20 protein-coding genes are annotated in these 22,001 nt (G+C 67.8%); 17 read left to right on the top strand and 3 right to left on the bottom strand.

Annotation, left to right across the window (positions count from 1 at the left end; genetic code table 11):
• The first annotated feature begins 39 nt into the window (after positions 1-39).
• The 10 genes from ftsY to trmD all read left to right on the top strand — a co-directional run bounded on the left by ftsY (position 40) and on the right by trmD (position 10,817).
• The gene (gene ftsY / locus HGB39_RS24085) at positions 40-1,455 is read left to right on the top strand and encodes a signal recognition particle-docking protein FtsY (protein WP_005564856.1); all 1,416 of its coding nucleotides are present in this window, start codon (positions 40-42) and stop codon (positions 1,453-1,455) included.
• 259 nt (positions 1,456-1,714) lie between these two features.
• On the top strand, positions 1,715-3,034 hold the full coding sequence (locus HGB39_RS24080) for an ammonium transporter (RefSeq protein ID WP_210752954.1): 1,320 nt from the start codon (positions 1,715-1,717) through the stop codon (positions 3,032-3,034).
• A gap of 4 nt (positions 3,035-3,038) precedes the next feature.
• Positions 3,039-3,377 (top strand): P-II family nitrogen regulator, encoded by a 339-nt coding sequence (locus HGB39_RS24075; protein ID WP_005240467.1) that lies wholly within the window; start codon positions 3,039-3,041, stop codon positions 3,375-3,377.
• Positions 3,367-5,919, top strand: a complete 2,553-nt coding sequence (locus HGB39_RS24070; protein WP_005564857.1) for a [protein-PII] uridylyltransferase — start codon at positions 3,367-3,369, stop codon at positions 5,917-5,919. The genes HGB39_RS24075 and HGB39_RS24070 overlap by 11 nt, the downstream gene beginning before the upstream one ends.
• 76 nt (positions 5,920-5,995) lie before the next feature.
• On the top strand, positions 5,996-7,582 hold the full coding sequence (ffh, locus tag HGB39_RS24065; RefSeq protein ID WP_005564859.1) for a signal recognition particle protein: 1,587 nt from the start codon (positions 5,996-5,998) through the stop codon (positions 7,580-7,582).
• 3 nt (positions 7,583-7,585) lie between these two features.
• The gene (locus HGB39_RS24060; RefSeq protein WP_005564861.1) at positions 7,586-8,671 is read left to right on the top strand and encodes an amidohydrolase family protein; all 1,086 of its coding nucleotides are present in this window, start codon (positions 7,586-7,588) and stop codon (positions 8,669-8,671) included.
• Positions 8,672-8,848: 177 nt separating this feature from the next.
• The gene (gene rpsP / locus HGB39_RS24055) at positions 8,849-9,310 is read left to right on the top strand and encodes a 30S ribosomal protein S16 (protein ID WP_005240477.1); all 462 of its coding nucleotides are present in this window, start codon (positions 8,849-8,851) and stop codon (positions 9,308-9,310) included.
• Positions 9,307-9,549, top strand: a complete 243-nt coding sequence (locus HGB39_RS24050) for an RNA-binding protein (protein WP_005240479.1) — start codon at positions 9,307-9,309, stop codon at positions 9,547-9,549. Before rpsP ends, HGB39_RS24050 begins: the two co-directional genes overlap by 4 nt.
• A gap of 13 nt (positions 9,550-9,562) precedes the next feature.
• Positions 9,563-10,114: a ribosome maturation factor RimM gene (rimM, locus tag HGB39_RS24045; protein WP_005564862.1), complete on the top strand. Its 552-nt coding sequence runs from the start codon at positions 9,563-9,565 to the stop codon at positions 10,112-10,114.
• Between the two features lie 10 nt (positions 10,115-10,124).
• A complete protein-coding gene (trmD, locus tag HGB39_RS24040) occupies positions 10,125-10,817 on the top strand; it encodes a tRNA (guanosine(37)-N1)-methyltransferase TrmD (protein ID WP_005259386.1) in 693 nt (230 codons plus the stop codon).
• Positions 10,818-10,842: 25 nt separating this feature from the next.
• Here the strand turns inward: trmD and HGB39_RS24035 are convergent, their stop codons facing one another.
• Positions 10,843-11,880, bottom strand: a complete 1,038-nt coding sequence (locus tag HGB39_RS24035; protein WP_206031412.1) for a serine hydrolase — start codon at positions 11,878-11,880, stop codon at positions 10,843-10,845.
• A gap of 75 nt (positions 11,881-11,955) precedes the next feature.
• On the opposite strand from HGB39_RS24035, the gene HGB39_RS24030 reads away from it, so the two are divergent.
• The 7 genes from HGB39_RS24030 to HGB39_RS24000 all read left to right on the top strand — a co-directional run bounded on the left by HGB39_RS24030 (position 11,956) and on the right by HGB39_RS24000 (position 18,678).
• Complete coding sequence (locus tag HGB39_RS24030) at positions 11,956-14,289, top strand: Tex family protein (RefSeq protein ID WP_169695603.1); 2,334 nt, start codon at positions 11,956-11,958, stop codon at positions 14,287-14,289.
• A 74-nt stretch (positions 14,290-14,363) separates the two neighbouring features.
• Complete coding sequence (locus tag HGB39_RS24025; RefSeq protein ID WP_005571203.1) at positions 14,364-15,269, top strand: hypothetical protein; 906 nt, start codon at positions 14,364-14,366, stop codon at positions 15,267-15,269.
• Between the two features lie 94 nt (positions 15,270-15,363).
• Positions 15,364-15,705 (top strand): 50S ribosomal protein L19, encoded by a 342-nt coding sequence (rplS, locus tag HGB39_RS24020; protein WP_005240490.1) that lies wholly within the window; start codon positions 15,364-15,366, stop codon positions 15,703-15,705.
• 81 nt (positions 15,706-15,786) lie between these two features.
• Positions 15,787-16,569 (top strand): signal peptidase I, encoded by a 783-nt coding sequence (gene lepB, locus HGB39_RS24015; protein ID WP_005259374.1) that lies wholly within the window; start codon positions 15,787-15,789, stop codon positions 16,567-16,569.
• Positions 16,566-17,246 carry a ribonuclease HII gene (locus HGB39_RS24010; RefSeq protein WP_043792350.1) on the top strand — a complete coding sequence of 227 codons (681 nt, stop codon included), beginning with the start codon at positions 16,566-16,568 and terminating at the stop codon, positions 17,244-17,246. Before lepB ends, HGB39_RS24010 begins: the two co-directional genes overlap by 4 nt.
• Positions 17,247-17,283: 37 nt before the next feature.
• Positions 17,284-17,601: a DUF2469 domain-containing protein gene (locus tag HGB39_RS24005; RefSeq protein ID WP_005240496.1), complete on the top strand. Its 318-nt coding sequence runs from the start codon at positions 17,284-17,286 to the stop codon at positions 17,599-17,601.
• A 33-nt stretch (positions 17,602-17,634) separates the two neighbouring features.
• On the top strand, positions 17,635-18,678 hold the full coding sequence (locus tag HGB39_RS24000) for a patatin-like phospholipase family protein (RefSeq protein ID WP_005571198.1): 1,044 nt from the start codon (positions 17,635-17,637) through the stop codon (positions 18,676-18,678).
• A 57-nt stretch (positions 18,679-18,735) separates the two neighbouring features.
• Here HGB39_RS24000 and HGB39_RS23995 read toward each other — a convergent pair whose 3' ends face one another.
• Positions 18,736-20,070: an MFS transporter gene (locus tag HGB39_RS23995; protein ID WP_005571195.1), complete on the bottom strand. Its 1,335-nt coding sequence runs from the start codon at positions 20,068-20,070 to the stop codon at positions 18,736-18,738.
• Complete coding sequence (locus HGB39_RS23990; protein WP_005571193.1) at positions 20,067-21,785, bottom strand: amidohydrolase; 1,719 nt, start codon at positions 21,783-21,785, stop codon at positions 20,067-20,069. The genes HGB39_RS23995 and HGB39_RS23990 overlap by 4 nt, the downstream gene beginning before the upstream one ends.
• Between the last annotated feature and the right edge of the window lie 216 nt (positions 21,786-22,001).

Below are 22,001 nucleotides of genomic sequence, written 5' to 3'. Positions count from 1 at the left end.
CGGGAAGGCAGTGCGCGACGAAATCCGGAGCCTGAAACAATGGGCGGCGTGACTACCGGAGCTTGGATTGCCATCGCGGCCGCACTGGCCGTACTTCTCGTCGTTCTCGTCGTCGGGTCCCTGCTGTATCGGCGTCGCCGGATTTCCCTGAAGGCGCCGGACACCCCGCAGGTCACCACGGCGGAGAAGGACCGTTCGGGCAGTTACCGGGCGGACGGCGGGTTCAACTTCAGCCAGGGGTCGACGGCGACGGCACCGCCGCGTCCGCCTGCGCCCGAGCCGGTTCTGCCGAAACCGGCGCCCGAACCCGAGGTGGCCGCGCCCGAACCCGAGGTCGTCGCGCCCCCGGCGCCGGAGAAGGCCCCTGAGAAGGCCCCTGAGAAGGCCCCGGAGAAGGCCCCGGAGAAGCCGACGGCCCCGGCGGAGCCGGTCACCTACGAGCCGGTCGTCGCGCCGGAGGTCGAAGCGGAACCCGAGGTCGCGCCCGCACCCGAACCCGAACCGGCTGCCGCCGTGCCGGTGCTCGACGTCATCGCCCCCACCGAAGGACGGCTCGACCGCCTGCGGGGGCGGCTGTCCCGTTCCCAGTCCGCGGTGGGCAAGAGCCTGCTCGGACTGCTCGGTGGTGGTGATCTCGACGAGGACTCCTGGGAAGAGGTGGAGGACACGCTCCTCATCGCCGACCTCGGCTCGGCGACCACCACGAAGATCGTCACGTCGCTGCGTGAGCAGATGGCATCGCGCAGCGTCCGCACCGAGGCCGATGCCCGCGCGCTGCTGCGTGAAGTCCTGGTCGCCGAACTCCGGCCGGAACTCGATCGCTCGATCCGTGCCCTGCCGCACGACGACCACCCGGCGGTCCTGCTGGTCGTCGGTGTGAACGGCACCGGCAAGACCACCACGACCGGCAAGCTCGCACGGGTGCTCGTGGCCGACGGCAGGCGCGTCCTGCTCGGTGCCGCCGACACGTTCCGTGCCGCCGCCGCGGACCAATTGCAGACGTGGGCCGAGCGAGTGGGCGCCGAGGTGGTGCGCGGGAAGGAAGCCGCAGATCCGGCGGCCGTCGCGTTCGACGCCGTGTCCAAGGGAATCGATACCGGCGTCGACGTCGTGCTGATCGATACCGCCGGCCGGCTCCACACGAAGACGGGACTGATGGACGAGCTCGGCAAGGTGAAGCGGGTCATCGAGAAGAAGGCCTCGGTCGACGACGTGCTCCTCGTCCTCGACGCGACCATCGGCCAGAACGGCCTCGCGCAGGCGCGGGTGTTCGCCGAGGTCGTCGACATCACCGGTGTGGTCCTCACCAAGCTCGACGGCACCGCCAAGGGCGGCATCGTGTTCCAGGTTCAGCACGAACTGGGGGTTCCCGTGAAGCTCGTCGGGCTCGGTGAGGGCGCCGACGATCTGGCGCCGTTCGAGCCGGGCGCCTTCGTCGACGCGTTGCTCGGCTGACGCAGCGATTCGGGGTCGTCGCGGGGTCCCGGACCGCTCCGGGGCGATGAAACCGACCGCAAATCGCCTGGCGAAACCTGGACGCAACAAAATAGGCCGATGCGTTCACGAGCGCGAAACAGTGCAGTGGCATAGCCGAAACACCAACTGAGCACCCTTCTTCTCAGGTCGTCAGCCGCTACCGGCTGGGCAGAGAAGGAGGAGGCTCAAGGTGGATTTCCCCACTATCGGTGCACCGGACACCGGGGACACAGCGTGGATGCTGACCAGCGCCGCGCTCGTGTTGCTCATGACTCCGGGTCTTGCGTTCTTCTACGGCGGCATGGTGCGGGCCAAGAGCGTGCTGAACATGCTCATGATGAGCATCAGCGCGATGGGTGTCGTCGGCATCCTGTGGGTTCTCTACGGCTACTCCATGGCCTTCGGTGAGGACAAGGGAAACCTTGTCGGTGATCCGTTCCAGTACTTCGGACTCAAGGGACTGTTCGGCGGGTCCTACCTCGCCGAGACCGACGACGCAGGTTCGGTCATCGCCGATTCCGCGATCCCGCTCGTCGGCACCATCCCCGCGACGGTGTTCGTCGCGTTCCAGGCCATGTTCGCGATCATCACCGTCGCCCTCATTTCGGGTGCCGTGGCGGATCGCCTGCGCTTCGGGCCCTGGCTGCTGTTCGCCGGCCTCTGGGCGACGGTCGTGTACTTCCCCGTGGCGCACTGGGTGTTCGCCTTCGACGGTGTCACCGCCGAGACCGGTGGCTGGATCGCCAACAAGCTCGCCGCGGTCGACTTCGCGGGTGGTACCGCCGTCCACATCAACGCCGGCGCCGCCGGCCTCGTCCTCGCGATCATTCTCGGCAAGCGCAAGGGATGGCCGGGAACCCCGTTCCGCCCGCACAACCTGCCCTTCGTGATGCTCGGCGCCGGCCTCCTCTGGTTCGGCTGGTTCGGTTTCAACGCCGGTTCGGCCGTCGGGTCCAACGGCATCGCCGGAGCAACCTTCATCACCACCGTCATCGGAACGTGCGCGGCCATGCTCGCCTGGCTCCTGGTCGAGCGGATTCGCGACGGCCACGCCACCACACTCGGCGCGGCGTCCGGAATCGTGGCCGGCCTGGTTGCCATCACGCCTTCCTGCTCCTCGGTGAACGTCCTCGGCGCACTTGCCATCGGCGTCGTGGCAGGCGCACTCTGCGCGCTCGCGGTCGGACTCAAGTTCCGCTTCGGATTCGACGACTCGCTCGATGTCGTCGGTGTCCACCTCGTCGGCGGCATCGTCGGAACGCTGATGGTGGGCCTGGTCGCAACGGCTGAGGCGCCCGCGGGTGTTGTCGGACTGTTCTATGGTGGAGGCCTCGACCAACTCTGGCGTCAGGCAGTGGGCGCCGGAGCAGTACTGCTTTACTCGCTCGTCGGTACAGCCGTCGTCGCGTTGATCGTGAAGTTCACGATCGGTCTGCGGCTCAGCGACGAGGGTGAATCACTTGGAGTGGACGAGTCGGAACACGCAGAAACTGGCTACGATTTCGCCGCTCTCGGCGGAAACTCGGCAACTGCTCGTGTATCCGGCAAGGAGGGATGAGGAAATGAAGCTGATCACAGCAATTGTCAAGCCGTTCACTCTGGAGGACGTGAAGACGGGCCTCGAGCAGGCGGGCGTCCTCGGGATGACCGTCAGCGAGGTTCAGGGGTACGGCCGGCAGAAGGGCCACACCGAGGTCTACCGAGGTGCCGAGTACTCGGTCGATTTCGTTCCGAAGGTCCGGGTCGAGGTCGTCGTGGACGACGCTGCTGTGGACAAGGTCGTCGAGGTGATCGTCGAGGCGGCACGCACCGGCAAGATCGGTGACGGCAAGGTCTGGGTCTCACCGGTCGAGTCGGTGATCCGGGTGCGTACCGGGGAACGCGGCGCGGATGCGCTCTGACCCCAACGGGTCCGGTAAGACCGGCCCTGGTCCCGTCGCCAAGGCGACGGAACCAGGGCCGGTTGCGTCAGGCGGATCGGACCAAGCAGCGGACCTGGCCCGCGCACGCAGGCAACTGCTCACCGGTGGCTCCGAGACCAGCCCCGGCGCAAGGAATTCCGCAGGTCACGGGCGTCGACTCGACGCTGCCGCGCTCCGTCACGCGCTCGTCGACCTGCACGAGTTCTGGTTGACCACAAAGGGTGCCGAGCTGGGCATCAAACCCGACAGCGGCTTCGCGCTCGTCGCGGTCGGTGGGCTCGGTCGCCGGGAACTCCTGCCGTATTCGGATCTCGACCTCCTTCTGCTTCACGACGACATGGATCCGACGGTCGTCTCGCAGGTGGCCGACCAGCTCTGGTATCCGTTGTGGGACGCGCACATCAAGCTCGACCACAGCGTCCGCACCATCCCTCAGGCCCTGCAGGTGGCGGACACGGACATCACCGCGGCGCTGGGAATGCTCGAGGCCCGTCACATCGTCGGCGACGTCGAGCTGACCAATCTGCTCATCAGCGGGGTGCGCCGGCAGTGGCGCACCGACATCCGCAACCGTTTCGACGGCCTCATCGAGCAGACCCGGTCGCGCTGGGAACGCAGCGGCGAGATCGCCCACCGCGCAGAGCCCGACCTGAAGAGCGGTCGCGGTGGACTGCGGGACGTACAGTTGCTCAACGCGCTGTCCATCGCGCAGCTCACCGACGGCATGCCCGGGCTCGGTCCCGAGTCGCCCGGCGGGGGACTGGCACTCGCACATCGCCGGCTCCTCGACGTCCGCACCGAACTGCACCGGGTCGCAGGCCGCTCCCGGGATCAGTTGCGAGCGCAGGACGCCGACGAGATCGGCGCCGCATTGCGGATCGGCGATCGATTCGACCTCGCGCGCATGCTCAGCGACGCCGCGCGCACCATCAGCTATTCCGTCGAGGTCGGTGTGCGGACGGCCGGACACGCCCTGCCGCGGCGCGGTCTGGCGCGGTTGCGCCGACCACCGGTGCGACGGCCCCTCGACGAGGGTGTCGTCGAGCACGCCGGGGAAGTGGTGCTGGCGCGCGATGCCCGGCCGGCGAAGGACCCCGGCCTCGTGCTGCGGGTCGCGTCGGCGTCGGCGACGACGGGGATGCCGATGTCGGCGTCCACTCTGAATCGCTTGGCCGACAACGCCCCCGAGCTGCGCGAGCCGTGGCCGAAGGAGGCGCTGAACGATCTGCTGGTGATGCTCGGCTCGGGTAGCCGTGCCGTCGCGGCGATCGAGGCTCTCGATCGGACCGGGCTGTGGGGCAGGCTTCTTCCCGAGTGGGGTGCCGTCCGGGATCTGCCGCCGCGGGACGCGGTGCACACGTGGACCGTGGATCGTCACCTCGTCGAGACCGCCGCCTACGCCAGTGGGTTCACCACCCGCGTCGCGCGCCCGGACCTGCTGATGCTCGGTGCGTTGCTGCACGACATCGGCAAGGGCCGCGGCGGCGACCACAGTGTGGTCGGCGCGGAACTGGCCACCCAGATCGGTAAGCGTCTCGGATTGTGGCCTTCGGACGTCGCGCTGCTGACGGCGATCGTGCGCCACCATCTGCTGCTGCCGCACACCGCGACGCGGCGTGACCTCGACGATCCCGAGACGGTCGAGAAGGTCGTGGAGGCACTCGGCGGTGACGGCGTTCTGCTGGAGTTGCTGCACGCGCTGGCGGAGGCGGATTCACTGGCGACGGGTCCCGGTGTGTGGGGCGACTGGAAGTCCTCGCTGATCGGGGAACTCGTGCGGCGCTGCCGCATGGTCATGGCGGGCGAGGTTCTTCCCGCACCCGATCCGCTCGATCCGGAACACGTCGCGCTTGCGGCGTCGGGTGGCGTGCACGTCGCGCTGGTCCCCGCCGACAGTCCCCACACGTACGTGGTGACGGTCATCGCCCCCGACCAGCGTGGTCTGCTGTCGAAAGCGGCAGGTGTGCTCGCGCTTCATTCGCTGCGGGTCCACTCCGCGTCGCTGGGCAGTGCCGAGGGGTCGGCTGTCAATTCGTTCGTCGTGTCTCCGAGATTCGGGGCGCCGCCGCAGGCGGGTCTGCTGCGGCAGGAGCTGATCCGCGCGCTGGCGGGAGAGCTGAATCTGCTGGAGATGCTGACGGCCAAGGAAGAGGAGGCTCGCGAGAGCCAGCGCGTGGCCGCCGTGGAGGAACGGGGCGAAGCCGCGGTTCCGGTGCAGTACGCGCAGGCGCCGCCGCGGGTCATCTGGTTCGACACCGCGTCGCCCGGCGAGGTCATCCTCGAGCTCAGGGCCGAGGATCGGCTGGGGCTGCTGTCCAGGCTGGCCGACGCGTTCGACACGTGCGGGGCCGACGTCCGCTGGGCGCGGGTGACCACCCTGGGTTCGTCGGTGATCGACTCGTTCTGCCTCGATCTCGGCGGCGGGGACACCCGGGCGAGCCGGGAACAGGTCGAGAGCGCGATCCTCGGCGTCGTTCCGCTGACGAAGCCGAAGAAGCAGGAGGGCAGCGGGGGAGAATGAACGGCAGGACGTGAGCGGCTAGGCTGGTGCCCGAGAATATCCACCGCACACTCGTATGACTTCAGGAGCGCACTCGGTGTTCGAATCCCTTTCCGACAGGTTGACCGGAACCCTCAAGGATCTGCGTGGCAAGGGTCGCCTTTCCGGAGCCGACATCGATGCCACCTGCCGTGAGATCCGGTTGGCCCTGCTCGAGGCAGACGTCGCGCTGCCCGTCGTCCGCGCGTTCATCGCCAAGATCAAGGAACGCGCCAAGGGCGTCGAGGTGTCGGCGGCGCTGAACCCGGCGCAGCAGGTCGTCAAGATCGTCAACGAGGAACTTGTCGGGATCCTCGGTGGCGAGACCCGCCGTCTGGTGTTCGCCAAGACGCCGCCGACGGTCATCATGCTCGCCGGTCTGCAGGGTTCCGGTAAGACGACGCTCGCAGGCAAGCTCGCGAAGTGGCTGCGCGACCAGGGGCACACCCCGCTCCTCGTCGCCTGCGACCTGCAGCGTCCCGGCGCCGTCACCCAGCTGCAGATCGTCGGCGAGAGGGCGGGCGCCACGGTGTTCGCTCCGCACCCCGGCACGTCCATCGGCGGCGGCGACAACGAGCTGGGCATCACCGCGGCCGACCCGATCGAGGTGGCCCGGGCAGGTGTCGAGGAAGCCCGCAACAAGCAGTTCGACGTGGTCATCGTCGACACCGCGGGCCGCCTGGGTATCGACGCCGACCTGATGGCGCAGGCGGCGGGTATCCGCGACGCCGTGAACCCGGACGAGACGATCTTCGTTCTCGACGCGATGATCGGTCAGGACGCGGTCAGCACGGCCGAGGCGTTCCGTGAGGGTGTCGGATTCACCGGTGTCGTGCTCACGAAGCTCGACGGCGACGCCCGCGGTGGTGCGGCGCTCAGCGTCCGCGAGGTCACCGGGCAGCCCATCCTGTTCGCGTCCACGGGTGAGAAGCTCGAGGACTTCGACGTCTTCCACCCCGATCGCATGGCCAGCCGCATCCTCGGCATGGGTGACGTCCTCAGCCTGATCGAGGCGGCCGAGCAGCACTTCGACGCCGAGCAGGCCGAGGCCACCGCACAGAAGATCGGCTCGGGCCAGCTCACACTGGAGGACTTCCTCGAGCAGATGATGGCCGTCCGCAAGATGGGCCCCATCGGCAACCTCCTGGGCATGCTCCCGGGTGCCGGACAGATGAAGGACGCTCTCGCGAACGTCGACGAGAAGCAGCTCGACCGGGTGCAGGCCATCATCCGCGGCATGACCCCCGCCGAGCGCGACGATCCCAAGATCATCAACGCCTCCCGCAGGCTGCGGATCGCCAACGGTTCGGGCGTCAAGGTCTCCGACGTCAACCAGCTCGTCGACCGTTTCTTCGAGGCCCGCAAGATGATGGCCGCGATGGCCGGGCGGATGGGCATGCCCGGTTCACGGAAGCAGCAGCGCAGCAAGAAGGGCAAGAAGGGCAAGAAGGGGGGCAAGGGACCGACGCCGCCGAAGGTGCGCGGGGGATTCCCCGGCGGTCTGCCCGGTGGGTTCCCGGGAATGCCGCCCGGCGGTCTTCCCGCGGGGATGCCGGATTTGTCGAACATGCCGAAGGGCCTGGACGAATTGCCGCCCGGACTCGAGGGCATCGACCTGTCCCAGCTGAAGCTGCCGAAGAAGTAGCCGATGGCTGCACTGCACTTCCGGGGGACCGGTCTGCCCGACGAACAGCCGGTCGAGTTCTGGGTCGACGGCGGTGTGATCTCGACGGAACCGGTTCCCGGCGCCGAGACCGTCTGTGAATCGGGATGGATCGTGCCCGGTCTCGTCGACGCTCACTGCCACGTCGGCATCCGGTTCGGCGGTGGGGGCGGCGAGAGCGTCGAAGGGTTGATCGCGCAGGCGGAGACCGAGCGCGACTGTGGGGTCCTGCTGATCCGTGACGCGGGTTCGCCGGTCGACACCCGGTTCGTCGACAACCGCCCCGACCTGCCGAGGATCATCCGCGCCGGGCAGCACATCGCCGCGCCCAAGCGGTACATCCGCGGACTCCCGGTCGATCTGGAGGACGAGTCGCAACTGCCGGACGAGGTGGTGCGCCAGGCCCGGGCCGGCGACGGATGGGTCAAGCTCGTCGGCGACTGGATCGACCGCTCCTCGGGCGACCTGGCGCCCTTGTGGAGCGACGACATCCTCGTCGAGGCGATCGCGGCCGCGCACCGCGAAGGGGCTCGTGTCACCGCGCACGTCTTCGCCGAGGATGCGCTTCCGGGCCTGATCAACGCCGGAATCGACTGCATCGAGCACGGCACCGGGCTCACCGACGAGACGATCGAGCTGATGGTCTCGCACGGAACCGCCCTCGTCCCGACGTTGATCAACATCGCGACGTTCCCGGACATCGCCGAGTCCGCCTCGCGGTTCCCGATCTACGCCGCGCACATGCGTGACCTGCACTCGCGGGTGAAGGACACCATCGGTGCCGCGCACGACGCGGGGATCCCGATCTACGCCGGCACCGACGCCGGCGGATCGATCGTCCACGGACGCATCGCCGACGAGGTCGAGGAACTGAAGGCGGTCGGACTGACCCCGTCCGAGGCGCTCGGCGCCGCATGCTGGGACGCGCGCGCGTGGCTCGGACATCCGGGAGTGGAAGCGGGTGCGCCCGCGGATCTGCTGGTATTCCGGAACGACCCGCGCGCGAGCAGCGACGCCCTCGCCGCGCCCGATGTCGTGGTGCTGCGGGGCACCGTCGTCAAGACCCGATGACCTGGTTTCCCCCTGACGGTGTTCGTCTGGCAGAATGAACCGCTGTTCGTCGCATCCGGTCACGCACCGCGCGGCGGTCACAGGTTGGAGGCAAAACCGGGCGCGCTATTCCTGCGCGTCGCCGAATTGCACGTGACACGTGGGCACTCGTGTGCGCACTGAAGGAGAAGTACAGCAGTGGCTGTCAAGATCAAGCTCACCCGGCTCGGCAAGATCCGGAACCCGCAGTACCGCATCGTCGTCGCCGACTCCCGCACCCGCCGCAACGGCCGTGCGATCGAGACCATCGGGAAGTACCACCCCAAGGAAGAGCCCTCGCTGATCGAGGTCGATTCCGAGCGCGCTCAGTACTGGCTCGGCGTCGGCGCCCAGCCCACCGAGCCCGTCGAGGCCATCCTCAAGATCACCGGTGACTGGCAGAAGTTCAAGGGCCTGCCGGGCGCCGAGGGCACCCTCCGCGTCAAGGAAGCCAAGCCCTCCAAGCTGGAGCTGTTCCAGGCTGCGCTCGCGCAGGCCGAGAACGAGCCCGTCGGCGAGGCCATCACGCCCAAGAAGAAGAAGGCGAAGGCCGAGGACGCCGAGGCTGCTGCCGACGCTCCCGCCGAGGCTGCTGCAGAGTCCGAGGCTGCTGACAAGTGAGTGCCGTCGTCGCCGATGCCGTGGAGCACCTCGTTCGTGGCATCGTCGCCAACCCCGACGACGTTCGTGTCGAGCTGATCACCGGGCGTCGGGGGCGCACTGTCGAGGTGCACGTCAACCCTGACGATCTCGGCAAGGTCATCGGTCGCGGTGGCCGCACCGCGACCGCTCTGCGGACGCTGGTCTCCGGTATCGGTGGCCGCGGGATCCGTGTCGACGTCGTCGACACCGATCAGTAGAGGCCTTACAGCAGTGGAGCTCGTCGTCGGCCGTGTCGCCAAGTCGCACGGCATCAAGGGTGAGGTCGTGGTCGAGGTTCGCACCGACGAACCCGAGGATCGATTCGCCGTCGGTGCCGTGCTGCGGGGGCACAAGCCGCGCGAGCAGACTGTGAGCACATACACGGTGGAAGCCGCCCGGGACCATTCCGGGCGGCTTCTGCTGCGCCTCGAAGGGGTGTCGGACCGCACCGCGGCGGATGCCCTGCGGGGCACGCTGTTCGTCATCGACAGCGCCGAACTCGAGCCGTCCGACGACCCTGACGAATTCTACGATCACGAACTCGAGGGACTGTCGGTGCGCCTCGCGGACGGCACCGAGGTGGGAACCGTCATCGAGGTATTGCATTCCGCGGCAGGCGAATTGCTCTCGATCCGCCGGGCCGGCGAACAGTCCGGCGAACTTCTCGTCCCGTTCGTGGCCGCGATCGTCACGTCCGTGTCCGTCGCCGACGGCGTCGTCGAGATCGATCCGCCGGAAGGGTTGCTCGATCCCGACTTCGGTGAATCCGCCGACGGGAAGTGAGTCGGTAGCCATGCGTCTCGACGTGGTCACCATCTTCCCCGAGTACCTCGAACCGCTTCGAGCGGCGTTGCTCGGCAAGGCCATCGACAAGGGCCTCATCTCCGTCGACGTGCACGATCTGCGGGACTGGACGCACGACGTCCACAAGGCCGTCGACGATTCTCCGTACGGCGGCGGGCCGGGGATGGTGATGAAACCCACGGTGTGGGGGCCCGCGCTGGACGATGTCCTCGCCGCGGGCGACGGCGACTCGGACACGCTGCTGGTCGTCCCCACACCGGCCGGTGTTCCTTTCACGCAGGCCACCGCCGAGCGCTGGGCGGGGGAGAAGCACATCGTCTTCGCCTGCGGACGTTACGAAGGCATCGATCAGCGCGTGTTCGACGACGCCGCCCGCCGGGTGCGCGTCGAAGAGGTGAGCATCGGCGACTACGTCCTCATCGGGGGCGAGGCGGCCGTGCTGGTGATGACCGAGGCGTTCGTGCGCCTGATCCCCGGAGTGCTCGGCAATCAGCAGTCGCACCAAGAGGATTCGTTTTCCGACGGCCTCCTCGAAGGACCCAGCTACACGCGGCCGGCGACGTGGCGCGGACTCGACGTCCCGCCCGTCCTGCTGTCGGGTGATCACGCGAAGGTGGCTGCGTGGCGACACGAGCAGTCGCTGCAACGCACGGCCGAACGCCGTCCGGACCTGTTGCCCTGAACCGATTTCCGGTCCTGCCCGGGCGCTAGCCCTGGGGATGTGCCCAGTCGTCGACGACACCGGTGGGGAACAGGGACTTCACGAATCCGGTCATCGTGTCCCGTGCATGCCGGGCGCTGGAATCCTCGGTGACATCTGTGGTCGCGGTGTCCGGGTACGACTCCTCGTCGTCCTCGTACCGGATGTCCTCGCGGGACGCGACGGCCACGATGTAGCGGTTGTCGTCACCGATCAGGCCCGTCGACACGTGGATCCACCGATCGCCCACACAGCACATCCAACCCTGTTTCACCCCGACGACGTTCTCGCCGGGCAACCCGTCGGGGATGCCGAAGCGCTGGTCGTAACCGTCGATGCCCTCGGGTGTCGACGACCGCAGGTAGTCGACGAACTCGGCGATGCGACCCGGGCCCAGGCCGTCACGGTCGTCGAGAAGCCCGGCATAGAACGTCACGAGGTCGGCGGCGGTCGTCTCGGTGTTCCACCACAACCCGTCCCAGGGCGGTGTGGTCGCGGCGAGTCCGTACCGCCCGGCGACGTCGACGACGACGTCCGAGCCGCCCAGATCGTCCCAGAGAGTGTTGGCCGCGTCGTCGTCGGACGCCTCGAGCATCCGCTTCAGGAGGACACGGTCGTAGTCGGACAGTGTCCGCTCACCGAGCGCGTCGAGGTGGTACATCTGGGCGGCGATGAACAGCTTGGCCAACGACGCCGTTTCGACCGGTTCGGCGGCGGCGCCCTCCAGATAGCTGCCGGCGGCGCGGTCCAGAACGGCGATAGACACGTCGGCGCCGCGCTCGGTGGCCGCCGTCGCGACCGCCGCCGAGATGCGTTCGGCGAGGGGTGCGGTGACGGGGACTCGCGCGGACGGGAACGGCTCGGGGCTCACGGTCACGCCGTCACCCGCCGGCGGTTCGTCGGCAGGGAGGAGGTCGGGGGTCGCGACGGCGGGTGACGTCGCCGGGATGTCGACCACGGAGTTCGTCTCGGTCGGGATGGTGCAGGCCGGCGGCGCAGCCAGCAGGAAGACCAGGACCGTCAGGCAACGGATCAGCCTGGACATGAAATTCTCCCGAGATTTCCGTGACGGCCTCACCGCCGACGATATTGTCTCAGGGTAGCGGTAGGGTCCATTTCCGTGACTCTCAAGACCGTGAACCAGCGCATTGCCGAGGAGCTCGACGTCCGGGAGGGACAGGTCGCGGCCGCCGTGGACCTCCTCGACGGTGGAGCCACCGTGCCCTTCATCGCCCGGTACCGCAAGGAAGTCACCGGAACGCTCGACGACGCTCAGCTCCGCCAGCTCGAGGAACGCCTGCGTTACCTGCGGGAACTGGACGAGCGCCGGGTTGCCGTGCTCGAGTCGATCGACTCGCAGGGCAAGCTCGACGACCAGTTGCGTGGGCAGATCATGACCGCCGACACGAAGGCGCGCCTCGAGGACATCTACCTGCCGTTCAAGCCGAAGCGCCGCACGAAGGCGCAGATCGCCCGCGAAGCCGGGCACGAGCCCGTCGCCGACGCGCTGATCACCGATCCCTCCACCGATCCGGCGTCCTACACGGCCGAACAGCTCGAGGGTGCGCGCGCGATCCTCGTCGAGCGTTTCGCCGAAGACGCGGACCTGGTGGGTGAGCTCCGCGAGCTGATGTGGACCCGTGGGCAGCTGGTGTCCGCGGTCCGCAAGGGCAAGGAGACCGAGGGCGCGAAGTTCGCCGACTACTTCGAGTTCTCCGAGCCGTTCGGCAAGCTCCCGTCCCACCGCATCCTGGCGGTGCTGCGCGGCGAGAAGGAAGAGGTGCTCACGCTCACCCTGGCACCCGACACGGAGGAGCCCGTCCCCGGCGAGCCCACCGTCTACGAGGGCCGGATCGCCGGCCGGTTCGGCATCGCCGACCGCGGCAGGCCCGCCGACCGGTGGCTGCTCGACACCGTGCGGTGGGCGTGGCGCACCAAGATGATCGTCACGCTGGGCATCGACACCCGGATGCGCCTGCGGCAGTCGGCGGAGAAGGACGCCGTCGACGTGTTCGCCAACAACCTGCGCGACCTGTTGCTGGCAGCGCCTGCCGGTACCCGCGCCACGATGGGCCTCGACCCCGGTTTCCGGACCGGTACGAAGGTCGCGGTCGTGGACGCCACCGGCAAGGTGGTGGCCCACGACACGATCTACCCGCATCAGCCGCAGAACAAATGGGACGCCTCCCTGGCCACCCTCGCCGGTCTCGTCGCCAAGCACGGCGTGGAGCTCATCGCCATCGGGAACGGCACCGCCTCCCGCGAGACGGATGCACTCGCGACCGAGCTGATCGCCAAGTCGGGCACCACCAACCTGACGAAGATCGTGGTGTCCGAGGCCGGCGCGTCCGTGTACTCGGCGTCCGCGTACGCCTCGGCGGAGTTGCCCGACCTCGACGTGTCGATCCGTGGAGCGGTCTCCATCGCGCGCCGACTGCAGGATCCTCTCGCCGAACTGGTGAAGATCGACCCGAAGTCGATCGGCGTCGGGCAGTACCAGCACGACGTGTCGGAGACGCTGCTCGCACGGTCGCTCGGCGCGGTCGTCGAGGACGCGGTGAACGCGGTCGGCGTCGACGTGAACACCGCGTCGGTGCCGCTGCTGTCCCGCGTGTCCGGTATCGCAGGTTCGCTGGCCGAGAGCATCGTCGCGCACCGGGACCAGAACGGCCCGTTCCGCAGCCGCAAGGGGCTCAAGGATGTCGCGAGACTCGGTCCGAAGGCGTTCGAGCAGTGCGCCGGTTTCCTGCGCATCCCCAACGGGGACGACCCGCTCGACGCGTCCAGCGTTCACCCCGAGGCCTACCCGGTGGTGCGCAAGATCGTCGGCGCCAGCGGCACCGACGTGCGCGAGATCATCGGCAACACGTCCGCGCTCCGCAGCCTGAACCCGGCAGACTTCGTCGACGACCGGTTCGGCCTGCCCACGGTCACCGACATCATCGGTGAGCTCGAGAAGCCCGGCCGCGACCCCCGCCCGGAGTTCAAGACGGCCACGTTCGCGGCCGGCATCGAGAAGGTGTCACACCTGAAGCCGGGGATGACGTTGGAGGGTGTCGTCACCAACGTGGCGGCGTTCGGCGCGTTCGTCGACGTCGGCGTCCACCAGGACGGCCTCGTTCACGTGTCCGCGATGTCCCACAACTTCGTCAAGGACCCGCGGGACGTGGTGAAGTCGGGCGACGTCGTGAAGGTGAAGGTCCTCGAGGTGGACGAGGCCCGTCAGCGCATCGGGCTGACGCTGCGGCTCGACGACGAGGTCGGGGCCGGCCGCAAGAACGACGGTCCCCGCGGCGGCGGGCAGCGGCCGGACCGACGCGGTGGCGGGCAGCCGCAGGATCGGCGCGGCGGCAAGCCGCAGCAGCAGGGTGGACGCGATCGCGGGCGTGACTCCCGCACGGCGCCCGGCGGTTCGATGGCCGACGCGCTGCGGAAGGCGGGATTCGGAAAGTAAACAGGTCACCATCCCGACACGAGCCACCACTTTTCGATGGAGTGACCAGTTCTTTACTGGGATAGTGGATGCCGATGTACGAATGGCTGGATCGGGAAATCGTCGGGCACGGGCGGCTGCCTCTGCTCTTTTTCCTGCTCGGGTTTCTCGCGGCTTTCCTGTTCATCCGGTTGAGCGTGCGGATGATCCGCGCCGAGGTGTCGTGGTGGCCGGGCAATGTGAAACCCGGCGGGCACCACGTCCACCACGTGGTGTTCGGCGTCGTCACGATGCTCGTGTCGGGAGTTTCCCTCATCGCCGTGTACGAGGACGGCACCCAGACCACCGGCGCCGTCCTCGCCACGTTCTTCGGGATCGGCGCCGCGCTGGTGCTGGACGAATTCGCGCTGATCTTCTACCTGCAGGACGTGTACTGGGCGGATGAGGGCCGGACGTCGGTCGATGCCGTGTTCGTGGCGATCGCGGTGACGGGTCTGCTGCTCCTCGGACTCCGGCCGCTCGAACTGATCAACGTCACCGACTTCCGGGATTCGCCCGATCCGTGGGTGCGGGTCGCGATCGGGGTGTCGTCCGTCATCAACCTGCTCATCGCGGCGGTGGTGCTGCTGAAGGGGAAGATCTGGACCGGTCTGCTCGGCCTGTTCATCTTCCCGATCCTGCTGATCGGGGCGCTCCGATTGAGCCGGCCGAGCGCGCCGTGGGCGCGGTGGCGGTACACCTCCAAGCCGAAGCGGATGCTCCGCGCACTCGAACGGGAGCGAAAATGGCGTCGGCCGGTCATCCGGGCCAAGATCTTCGTGCAGGACTTCATCGCGGGGACGCCCAGCGCGGAGCACGTGAAGGAAGCCGCGGAGCATGCCAGGGTGGCGGCGGAGGTGGAACTCGACCATGTGGTGCATGCGGCGCCACCGCCGATTTCTCTTCACCCGGTGGCGTCTGGCACAATGGACGGGTTGCCTGGACCAGGCAGCAATACTTGATCTGGGCACGAACCAGACGAGCACCGGTGTTCTCCGAACGTCCGGGTGCCGCTCGGTTCCTCTGCTCCTGCGAAAACGCAAGGATGGAACACCGATGAACACTCTCGATTTCCTGGACAAGAAGTCCCTCCGCGACGACATTCCCGAGTTCCGTCCCGGCGACACCCTCAACGTGCACGTCAAGGTCATCGAAGGCTCGAAGGAGCGCGTGCAGGTCTTCAAGGGCGTCGTGATCCGCCGTCAGGGCGGCGGCGTCCGCGAGACCTTCACCGTCCGCAAGGTCTCCTTCGGTGTCGGCGTCGAGCGCACCTTCCCGGTCCACAGCCCGAACCTGGCGCAGATCGAGGTCGTCACCCGCGGTGACGTCCGGCGCGCCAAGCTGTACTACCTCCGCGATCTGCGTGGCAAGGCCGCCAAGATCAAGGAAAAGCGCTGACCTTTCCGATGAGCCCGGCACTGCGTACTCGCAGTGCCGGGCTAATCTGACTTCGTGACAGATTCTTCGAAGGAGCGGGCATTGTCGTCGGAATCCGAGACCACCGGCGATTCGGCCGCCACCTCCGCCGTGAACGGCGGTACGGCGGAGCCCGAGAAGAAGCCCCGCTCCTTCTTCCGCGAGTTGCCGATCCTGATTCTGGTCGCGCTCGTTCTGAGTTTCCTGTTGCAGACGTTCGTCGCCCGGGTGTATCTCATTCCGTCCGAATCGATGGAACCGACGCTGCACGGGTGCGCGGGCTGCACCGGCGACCGCATCGTGGTCGAGAAGATCGGTTACCGCTTCGGTGAACCGCAACCGGGTGACGTCATCGTGTTCCGAGGCCCCGATTCGTGGTCGCAGGATTTCGTCTCCACCCGGTCCTCCAACGTGGTGATCCGCGGTGCGCAGGAACTCGGTTCCCTCGTCGGACTCGTCCCCCCGGACGAGAACGACCTCGTCAAGCGGGTGATCGCCACCGGCGGTCAGACCGTCGAATGCTGCGACGACCAGGGCCGCATCCTGGTCGACGGCACACCGCTCGACGAGCCCTACGTCGTCATGGACTTCCCGTTCGTCCCCGGCTCGCAGGCCTGCGACACCGCGTTGAAGTCGGCACGCTGCTTCGGTCCGGTCACCGTCCCGGACGGCCACCTGTGGGTGATGGGCGACAACCGCAGCAACTCCGCGGACTCGCGGTACCACGTGGGCGACGACATGCAAGGCACCATCCCGCTCGACAACGTGATCGGTAAGGCGGTCTTCATCGCGTTGCCGCCGGCGCGGATGGGCACGATCAGCTCACCCGATATCCAGGGCAAGTGACTTCCTGGCCTCCACGCATCGTCATTCGCAGGTCGTCCGGTCTGCGGACGATGGAGTCGGCCCTGGTCCGGAGCGGCCTCGGGCCGGTGGCCGGTGTCGACGAGGCGGGCCGGGGTGCGTGTGCAGGCCCGCTCGTCGTGGCGGCCTGCGTGCTCGCACCGAAGCCGTATCCGGCACTGGCGCGCCTCGACGATTCGAAGAAACTCACCGAACGCACGCGTGAAGAGCTGTTCCCGGCCATCACCCGGCTGGCAGTGGCGTGGAGCGTCGTGTCTTTCCCGGCCGAGGAAGTCGACCGCATGGGTGTCCACGTGGCCAACATCGAGGGCATGCGACGTGCCGTCGCCGGCCTCTCGACCACCCCGGGTTACGTTCTCACAGACGGCTTCCGCGTCCCGGGGCTCCCGGCCCCGTCGCTGCCGGTGATCGGCGGCGACGCCGCGGCGGCATGCATCGCGGCGGCGAGTGTGCTGGCCAAGGTGTCTCGTGACCGGGTGATGGTCGCGATGGACGAGGCACATCCCGGTTACGGTTTCGCGATCCACAAGGGCTACAACACGCCCGCGCACCTTGCGGCACTCGAGGAGCTGGGCCCGTGCCCGGAGCACCGCCGCTCGTGGTCGAACGTCGCGGCGTTGATACACCGGGTGGATAACAGTTCCGGAAGTGCGAGATGATGACAATTCACACCAGAGCAGGAGGACTCCGAGACCGATGAGTGCCGAGGATCTCGAGAAGTACGAAACCGAGATGGAGCTGTCGCTCTACCGCGAGTATCGGGACATCGTCGGTCAGTTCTCCTATGTCGTGGAGACCGAGCGCCGGTTCTATCTGGCCAACTCGGTGGAGTTGCTGCCGCACAACGCGGACGGGGAGATCTACTTCGAACTGCGTATGTCCGATGCATGGGTGTGGGACATGTACCGTCCCGCGCGCTTCGTGAAGTATGTCCGCGTCATCACGTTCAAGGACGTGAACATCGAGGAGCTCGACAAGCCGGACCTGCGGCTCCCGGACAACGGTCTGTCCTGACGGGCGACGTCCTCGTCCGCGTAGGATCGTTCGATGACCGGACGGAGGCGCGTCGCGCTGGCTCTGGGTAGCGGCGGCGCACGAGGGTACGCCCACATCGGGGCGATCCAGGTACTCGAGGAGCGCGGATTCGAGATCGTCGGTGTCGCGGGCTCGTCGATGGGTGCCCTCGTGGGTGGCCTCCACGCCGCGGGAAAGCTCGACGATTTCACCCGGTGGGCGATCAGCCTGACCCAGCTCGACGTCGTGCGGCTTCTCGATCTGTCCGTGTCCGCGCCCGGTGCCATCCATGCCGAGAAGATCCTGCAACGGGTCAGGGAGATTCTCGGCGAGATCCGCATCGAAGACCTTCCCATTCCGTATACGGCGGTGGCCACGGATCTCGCTGCAGGCCGGTCGGTGTGGTTCCAGCGAGGACCCGTCGACGCGGCCATCCGTGCGTCGATCGCGATTCCCGGCGTCATCACGCCGTATGTACTCAACGGCCGCGTCCTCGCCGACGGCGGGGTGCTCGACCCGCTGCCGATGGCCCCGCTCGTCTCGGTGAGCGCCGACCTGACCGTCGGGATCAGCCTGGGCGCCGAGGATCGGGACGGTCGCTCTCTGGCACCGGAGAACGTCAGCGCGGACTCGCGGCCCGTGGACGAGTGGATGACACGTTTCCGCCGGAGCGCTGCGCAGCTGCGCGACCTGGACATCGTGCGGTCGGTCGTCGGACGGTTCGGCGCCGCGCAGACCGATCCGGATCCGTCGGACGAGCCGGACGGCCAGGCGATCGACGGTCAGACGGTGGTCGAGGACGATGCGGTGGCTGTCCCGAAGTTCAGCCGGTTCGCGGTGATGAACCGCTCGCTCGACGTGATGCAGGCGACGCTGGCTCGATACCAGCTCGCCGCGTACCCGCCGGACGTGCAGGTTCGCGTGCCTCGGAACGCCTGCCGCAGTCTCGATTTCCATCGCGCCGCCGAGATGATCGAACTGGGTCGTGCGCTCACCGAGCGCGCCCTCGACGACGCCGGACTCACCTCGACGACCGTCGCCGTCTCTCCGGCAGATTCGGACGGCGAGCCCACCTGACAGGAGAAGGGGCCGGTGCTGCCCATGCTGCACCGGCCCCTCCGAGTCACGGGGTGTTCAGTTCGAGGCCGGCGTCCGGGCGGCGCCGAGGTCGCTCACGGACTCGCCGTCCACGTGATCGACGTGCTGTGGTGCCGCGAGCAGGCAGAGGATGCTGACCGCGCACATTCCGATCAGGAGCCCGATCACCGGCCACACGCTGCCGGTGGCCTGGTACATGAGGGTCGAGACCAACGGCGACAGCCCACCGAAGAGTGCACCCGCCCCCTGGTAGGCGAGGGAGATGCTGGTGTACCGGGCCTGCGGCCGGAACATCTGCGACAACACTGCGGCGATCGGACCGTATGTCGCGGCCAGGACGAGTCGCATGACGGCGAAGGTCAGGAAGATCAGGACCACCGAGCCGGATGTCAGGACCAGGAACTGCGGTGCCGCGAGCACCGCGACGGCCAGCAGTCCGTATATCACCACGCGGATCCGGCCGACCTTGTCACCGAGCCACGCCACTGCGAGGGTGGCGATCAACTCCACCACGGCGGCGACGCTGAGCGCGTTGAGGACGAGTGTCTCGGACAGTCCGACGTCCGGGTCGGTGGCGTAGGCCGTGATGAACGTCGTCACCAGGTAGTAGCCACCCACCGCGACGGGCAGGATGCCCATGCCGAGCAGAATCGGGCGCCAGTTCGTGACGATGGCGTACTTCAGTGGCAGCGCCTCGGGGACGGTTGCCGTCTGCACCTCGGATTCGAAGACGGGGGATTCCTCCACCTTCAGACGCACCAGCAGCCCCACGCCGATCAGCAGCGCCGAGCACAGGAACGGCAGGCGCCACGCCCAGTCCCGCAGGGCGTCGTCGCTGAAGGTCGAGAGGACGCTGAAGAACCCGGTGGCGAGCAGCGCGCCCGCGGGGTTACCCAACTGTGCGAATCCGCCGTAGAAGGTCTTCTTGTCCTCGGGCGCGTGTTCGACGGCCATCAGCACGGCCCCGCCCCACTCGCCGCCCACCGCGAAGCCCTGCACGAACCGCAGAATGACCAGCAGCAGCGGCGCCCAGAATCCGATCTGCGCGTACGTCGGCAGCGCACCGATCAGGAACGTGCCCGCGCCCATCAGGGTGAGCGTCACGACGAGTGCCGTCCGCCTGCCGATCCGGTCGCCGACGTGTCCGAAGACGATGCCACCGAGTGGGCGGGCGAAGAAGCCCACCGCGTAGGTGGCGAACGCGGCGGCGATGCCCGTCAGGCGGTCGGTGTCGGACGGGAAGAAGATCTCCCCGAACACCAGGGCCGCCGCCGTGGCGTACACGTAGAAGTCGTACCACTCGATGGTGGTGCCGACGAAGGCCGCGAAACCCGCCTTGCGGGCCTTCGCGATCTGAGTGTCGTGGCTCATGACTGATCCTCGGTGGTTGCGGTGGTCGAGAATAGGTCGCTGCGAGTGGAATGCGCCAATTCGCCGTCGATCCAGGTTTCACGGACCTCGATTTCGGCGATGGTGTTCGGGTCGACGGTGAGAGGGTCGGCGCCGAGGACCACGAAATCGGCGCGCTTGCCGGGGGAGATGCTGCCGAGTTCGGATTCGCGCCCGAGCGCGCGGGCCCCGTTCAGCGTGTGCGCGGTGAGGGCCTGGGCTGCTGTCAGTCGCAACGCGTTCGAGCCGAGTTGATGTCCCTGCCGGGTGATGCGGGTGACCGCGGCCTGGATGGCCTCGAGAGGCTTCGGCTCGGCGACCGGCGCGTCGGAACTGATCGTGACCGGCACGTCGGCTTCGACGAATTCGCCCAGGGGATTGAACCGCTCACCCGGGGTGCCGATGGCCGCGGTGACGCCCTCGCCCCAGTTGTAGTAGTGCTGCGGCTGGTTGACGGGGTACACCCCGAGTGAGTGCATCCGAGTGATCTGCTCGGGGGTCGGCAACCCGCAGTGCTCGATGCGGTGACGGGCGTCGGCGTCGGGATGCGCCTTCTGCGCGGCGTCGATCGCGTCGAGGACCATGTCGATCGCGGTCGGCGACTGCGCGTGTGTCGCAGTCTGCAGGCCGACGGCGTGCGCCTTCGCGATCAGCGCCGCATAGTCGGTGGGCTCGTGATAGAGCTGTCCGGTCCGGCACGGGTCGCCCACGTACCCGTCCGGGAAATACGCGGTCCAGCCGCCGAGAGTGCCGTCGGCGTAGAACTTGATCCCGCCGAACGCGAGACGTGAGTTGCCGAACGCGCCGTGCAATCCAGTGTCGAGCGCGTGATCGAGCAAGTGGCTGAGCAGGTACATGCTTACCCGGGTCTCGAGCCGGCCCTGCTCCGCCAGGCGCAGGTACATGTCGAACTCGCGCCGCGTCACCTGGCAGTCGCCGATCGTGGTGACGCCGCCCTCGAGGAACTTCTCCTGCGCCACGGAGAGCTGCCGCAGATGTTCCTCCGGTTCGTCCTCGAGGTGGAAGTTCGGGCCGTGGTGACCGACCTTGACGCCGTTCACACCGGTGAGGATGTTGCAGGCGGCGTCGGACAGTTCGCCGGTCAGTTCACCGTCCGCGTCGCGGAAGAACTCGCCGCCGCGCGGATTCGGGGTGTCGCGGGTGACGCCGTGGAATTCGAGGGTGAATGTGTTGACGACGCCGCCGTGGCCGCTCGCGTTCATCAGGTACACCTCGCGGTCGGTACCGACCTGATCGAGTTCTTCCTTCGTGGGATGACGGCCCTCGACGAGGTTGCGGTGCTCGTAGCCGTACCCGCGCACCGGGATCCCGGAAGGCTGGTTCCGGGCCGCTTCCTGCAGCAGAGCGACGATCTCGGGGATGGTGCGCGCCTTCCCGGGGCCGCAGTCCACCCAGCTGAGCATCTGGCCGTACATCAGGGGGTGAGCGTGCGGATCGACGAACCCGGGCACGACGGTCGCCCCGGCGAGATCGATGACGTCCGTGGTCCGGTTGCCGATCCTCCGCGCTTCCTCACGGCATTCCGCAACGGTGCCGACGGCGGCGAACCGGTTACCGAAGACGAGGAAGGCCTCGGCGCCCTCGGTGTCTGCGTCCACGGTGCGGAGCGTGCCACCGGTGAAGACGGTGGCGGTGGCGTCGAGGGGGGACGCCTCGTGGTGAAACAGCGTGCGCATGGGGATCCTTCACGATGGTGGTGTGGGTCACGTTCGGCTGGGAGGGAAAATTACGCCCTGACCAGCGGCTGCGCAATACATCAAAATTCCGGACCAAGCGGTACACGACAAATGTGTTCAGCTTTTCGAGCAGATTCGCACCGATTCGCAGAATCTGGCAATGTGTGCGATTCTTCTTCTCTGTCGGGAGTGCAGAAAGAAATCGAGCAATCTCGG

It is taken from the genome of Rhodococcus opacus, assembly GCF_012396235.1.
GTDB classification, from domain to species: domain Bacteria; phylum Actinomycetota; class Actinomycetes; order Mycobacteriales; family Mycobacteriaceae; genus Rhodococcus_F; species Rhodococcus_F opacus.
Note: the sequence above shows the minus strand (reverse complement) of the source record. Positions and strands in the feature narration are given on the sequence as shown.

What these genes read in the sequence shown, in the direction of transcription:
- HGB39_RS24005 (WP_005240496.1), top strand. Translation starts at nt 17,284, where the DNA reads ATGAGTGCCGAGGATCTCGAGAAGTACGAAACCGAGATGGAGCTGTCG.
- HGB39_RS23995 (WP_005571195.1), bottom strand. Translation starts at nt 20,070, where the DNA reads ATGAGCCACGACACTCAGATCGCGAAGGCCCGCAAGGCGGGTTTCGCG.
- ftsY (WP_005564856.1), top strand. Translation starts at nt 40, where the DNA reads ATGGGCGGCGTGACTACCGGAGCTTGGATTGCCATCGCGGCCGCACTG.
- HGB39_RS24025 (WP_005571203.1), top strand. Translation starts at nt 14,364, where the DNA reads ATGTACGAATGGCTGGATCGGGAAATCGTCGGGCACGGGCGGCTGCCT.
- HGB39_RS24000 (WP_005571198.1), top strand. Translation starts at nt 17,635, where the DNA reads ATGACCGGACGGAGGCGCGTCGCGCTGGCTCTGGGTAGCGGCGGCGCA.
- HGB39_RS24075 (WP_005240467.1), top strand. Translation starts at nt 3,039, where the DNA reads ATGAAGCTGATCACAGCAATTGTCAAGCCGTTCACTCTGGAGGACGTG.
- HGB39_RS24035 (WP_206031412.1), bottom strand. Translation starts at nt 11,880, where the DNA reads ATGTCCAGGCTGATCCGTTGCCTGACGGTCCTGGTCTTCCTGCTGGCT.
- trmD (WP_005259386.1), top strand. Translation starts at nt 10,125, where the DNA reads ATGCGTCTCGACGTGGTCACCATCTTCCCCGAGTACCTCGAACCGCTT.
- HGB39_RS23990 (WP_005571193.1), bottom strand. Translation starts at nt 21,785, where the DNA reads ATGCGCACGCTGTTTCACCACGAGGCGTCCCCCCTCGACGCCACCGCC.
- HGB39_RS24080 (WP_210752954.1), top strand. Translation starts at nt 1,715, where the DNA reads ATGCTGACCAGCGCCGCGCTCGTGTTGCTCATGACTCCGGGTCTTGCG.
- rplS (WP_005240490.1), top strand. Translation starts at nt 15,364, where the DNA reads ATGAACACTCTCGATTTCCTGGACAAGAAGTCCCTCCGCGACGACATT.
- HGB39_RS24070 (WP_005564857.1), top strand. Translation starts at nt 3,367, where the DNA reads ATGCGCTCTGACCCCAACGGGTCCGGTAAGACCGGCCCTGGTCCCGTC.
- HGB39_RS24060 (WP_005564861.1), top strand. Translation starts at nt 7,586, where the DNA reads ATGGCTGCACTGCACTTCCGGGGGACCGGTCTGCCCGACGAACAGCCG.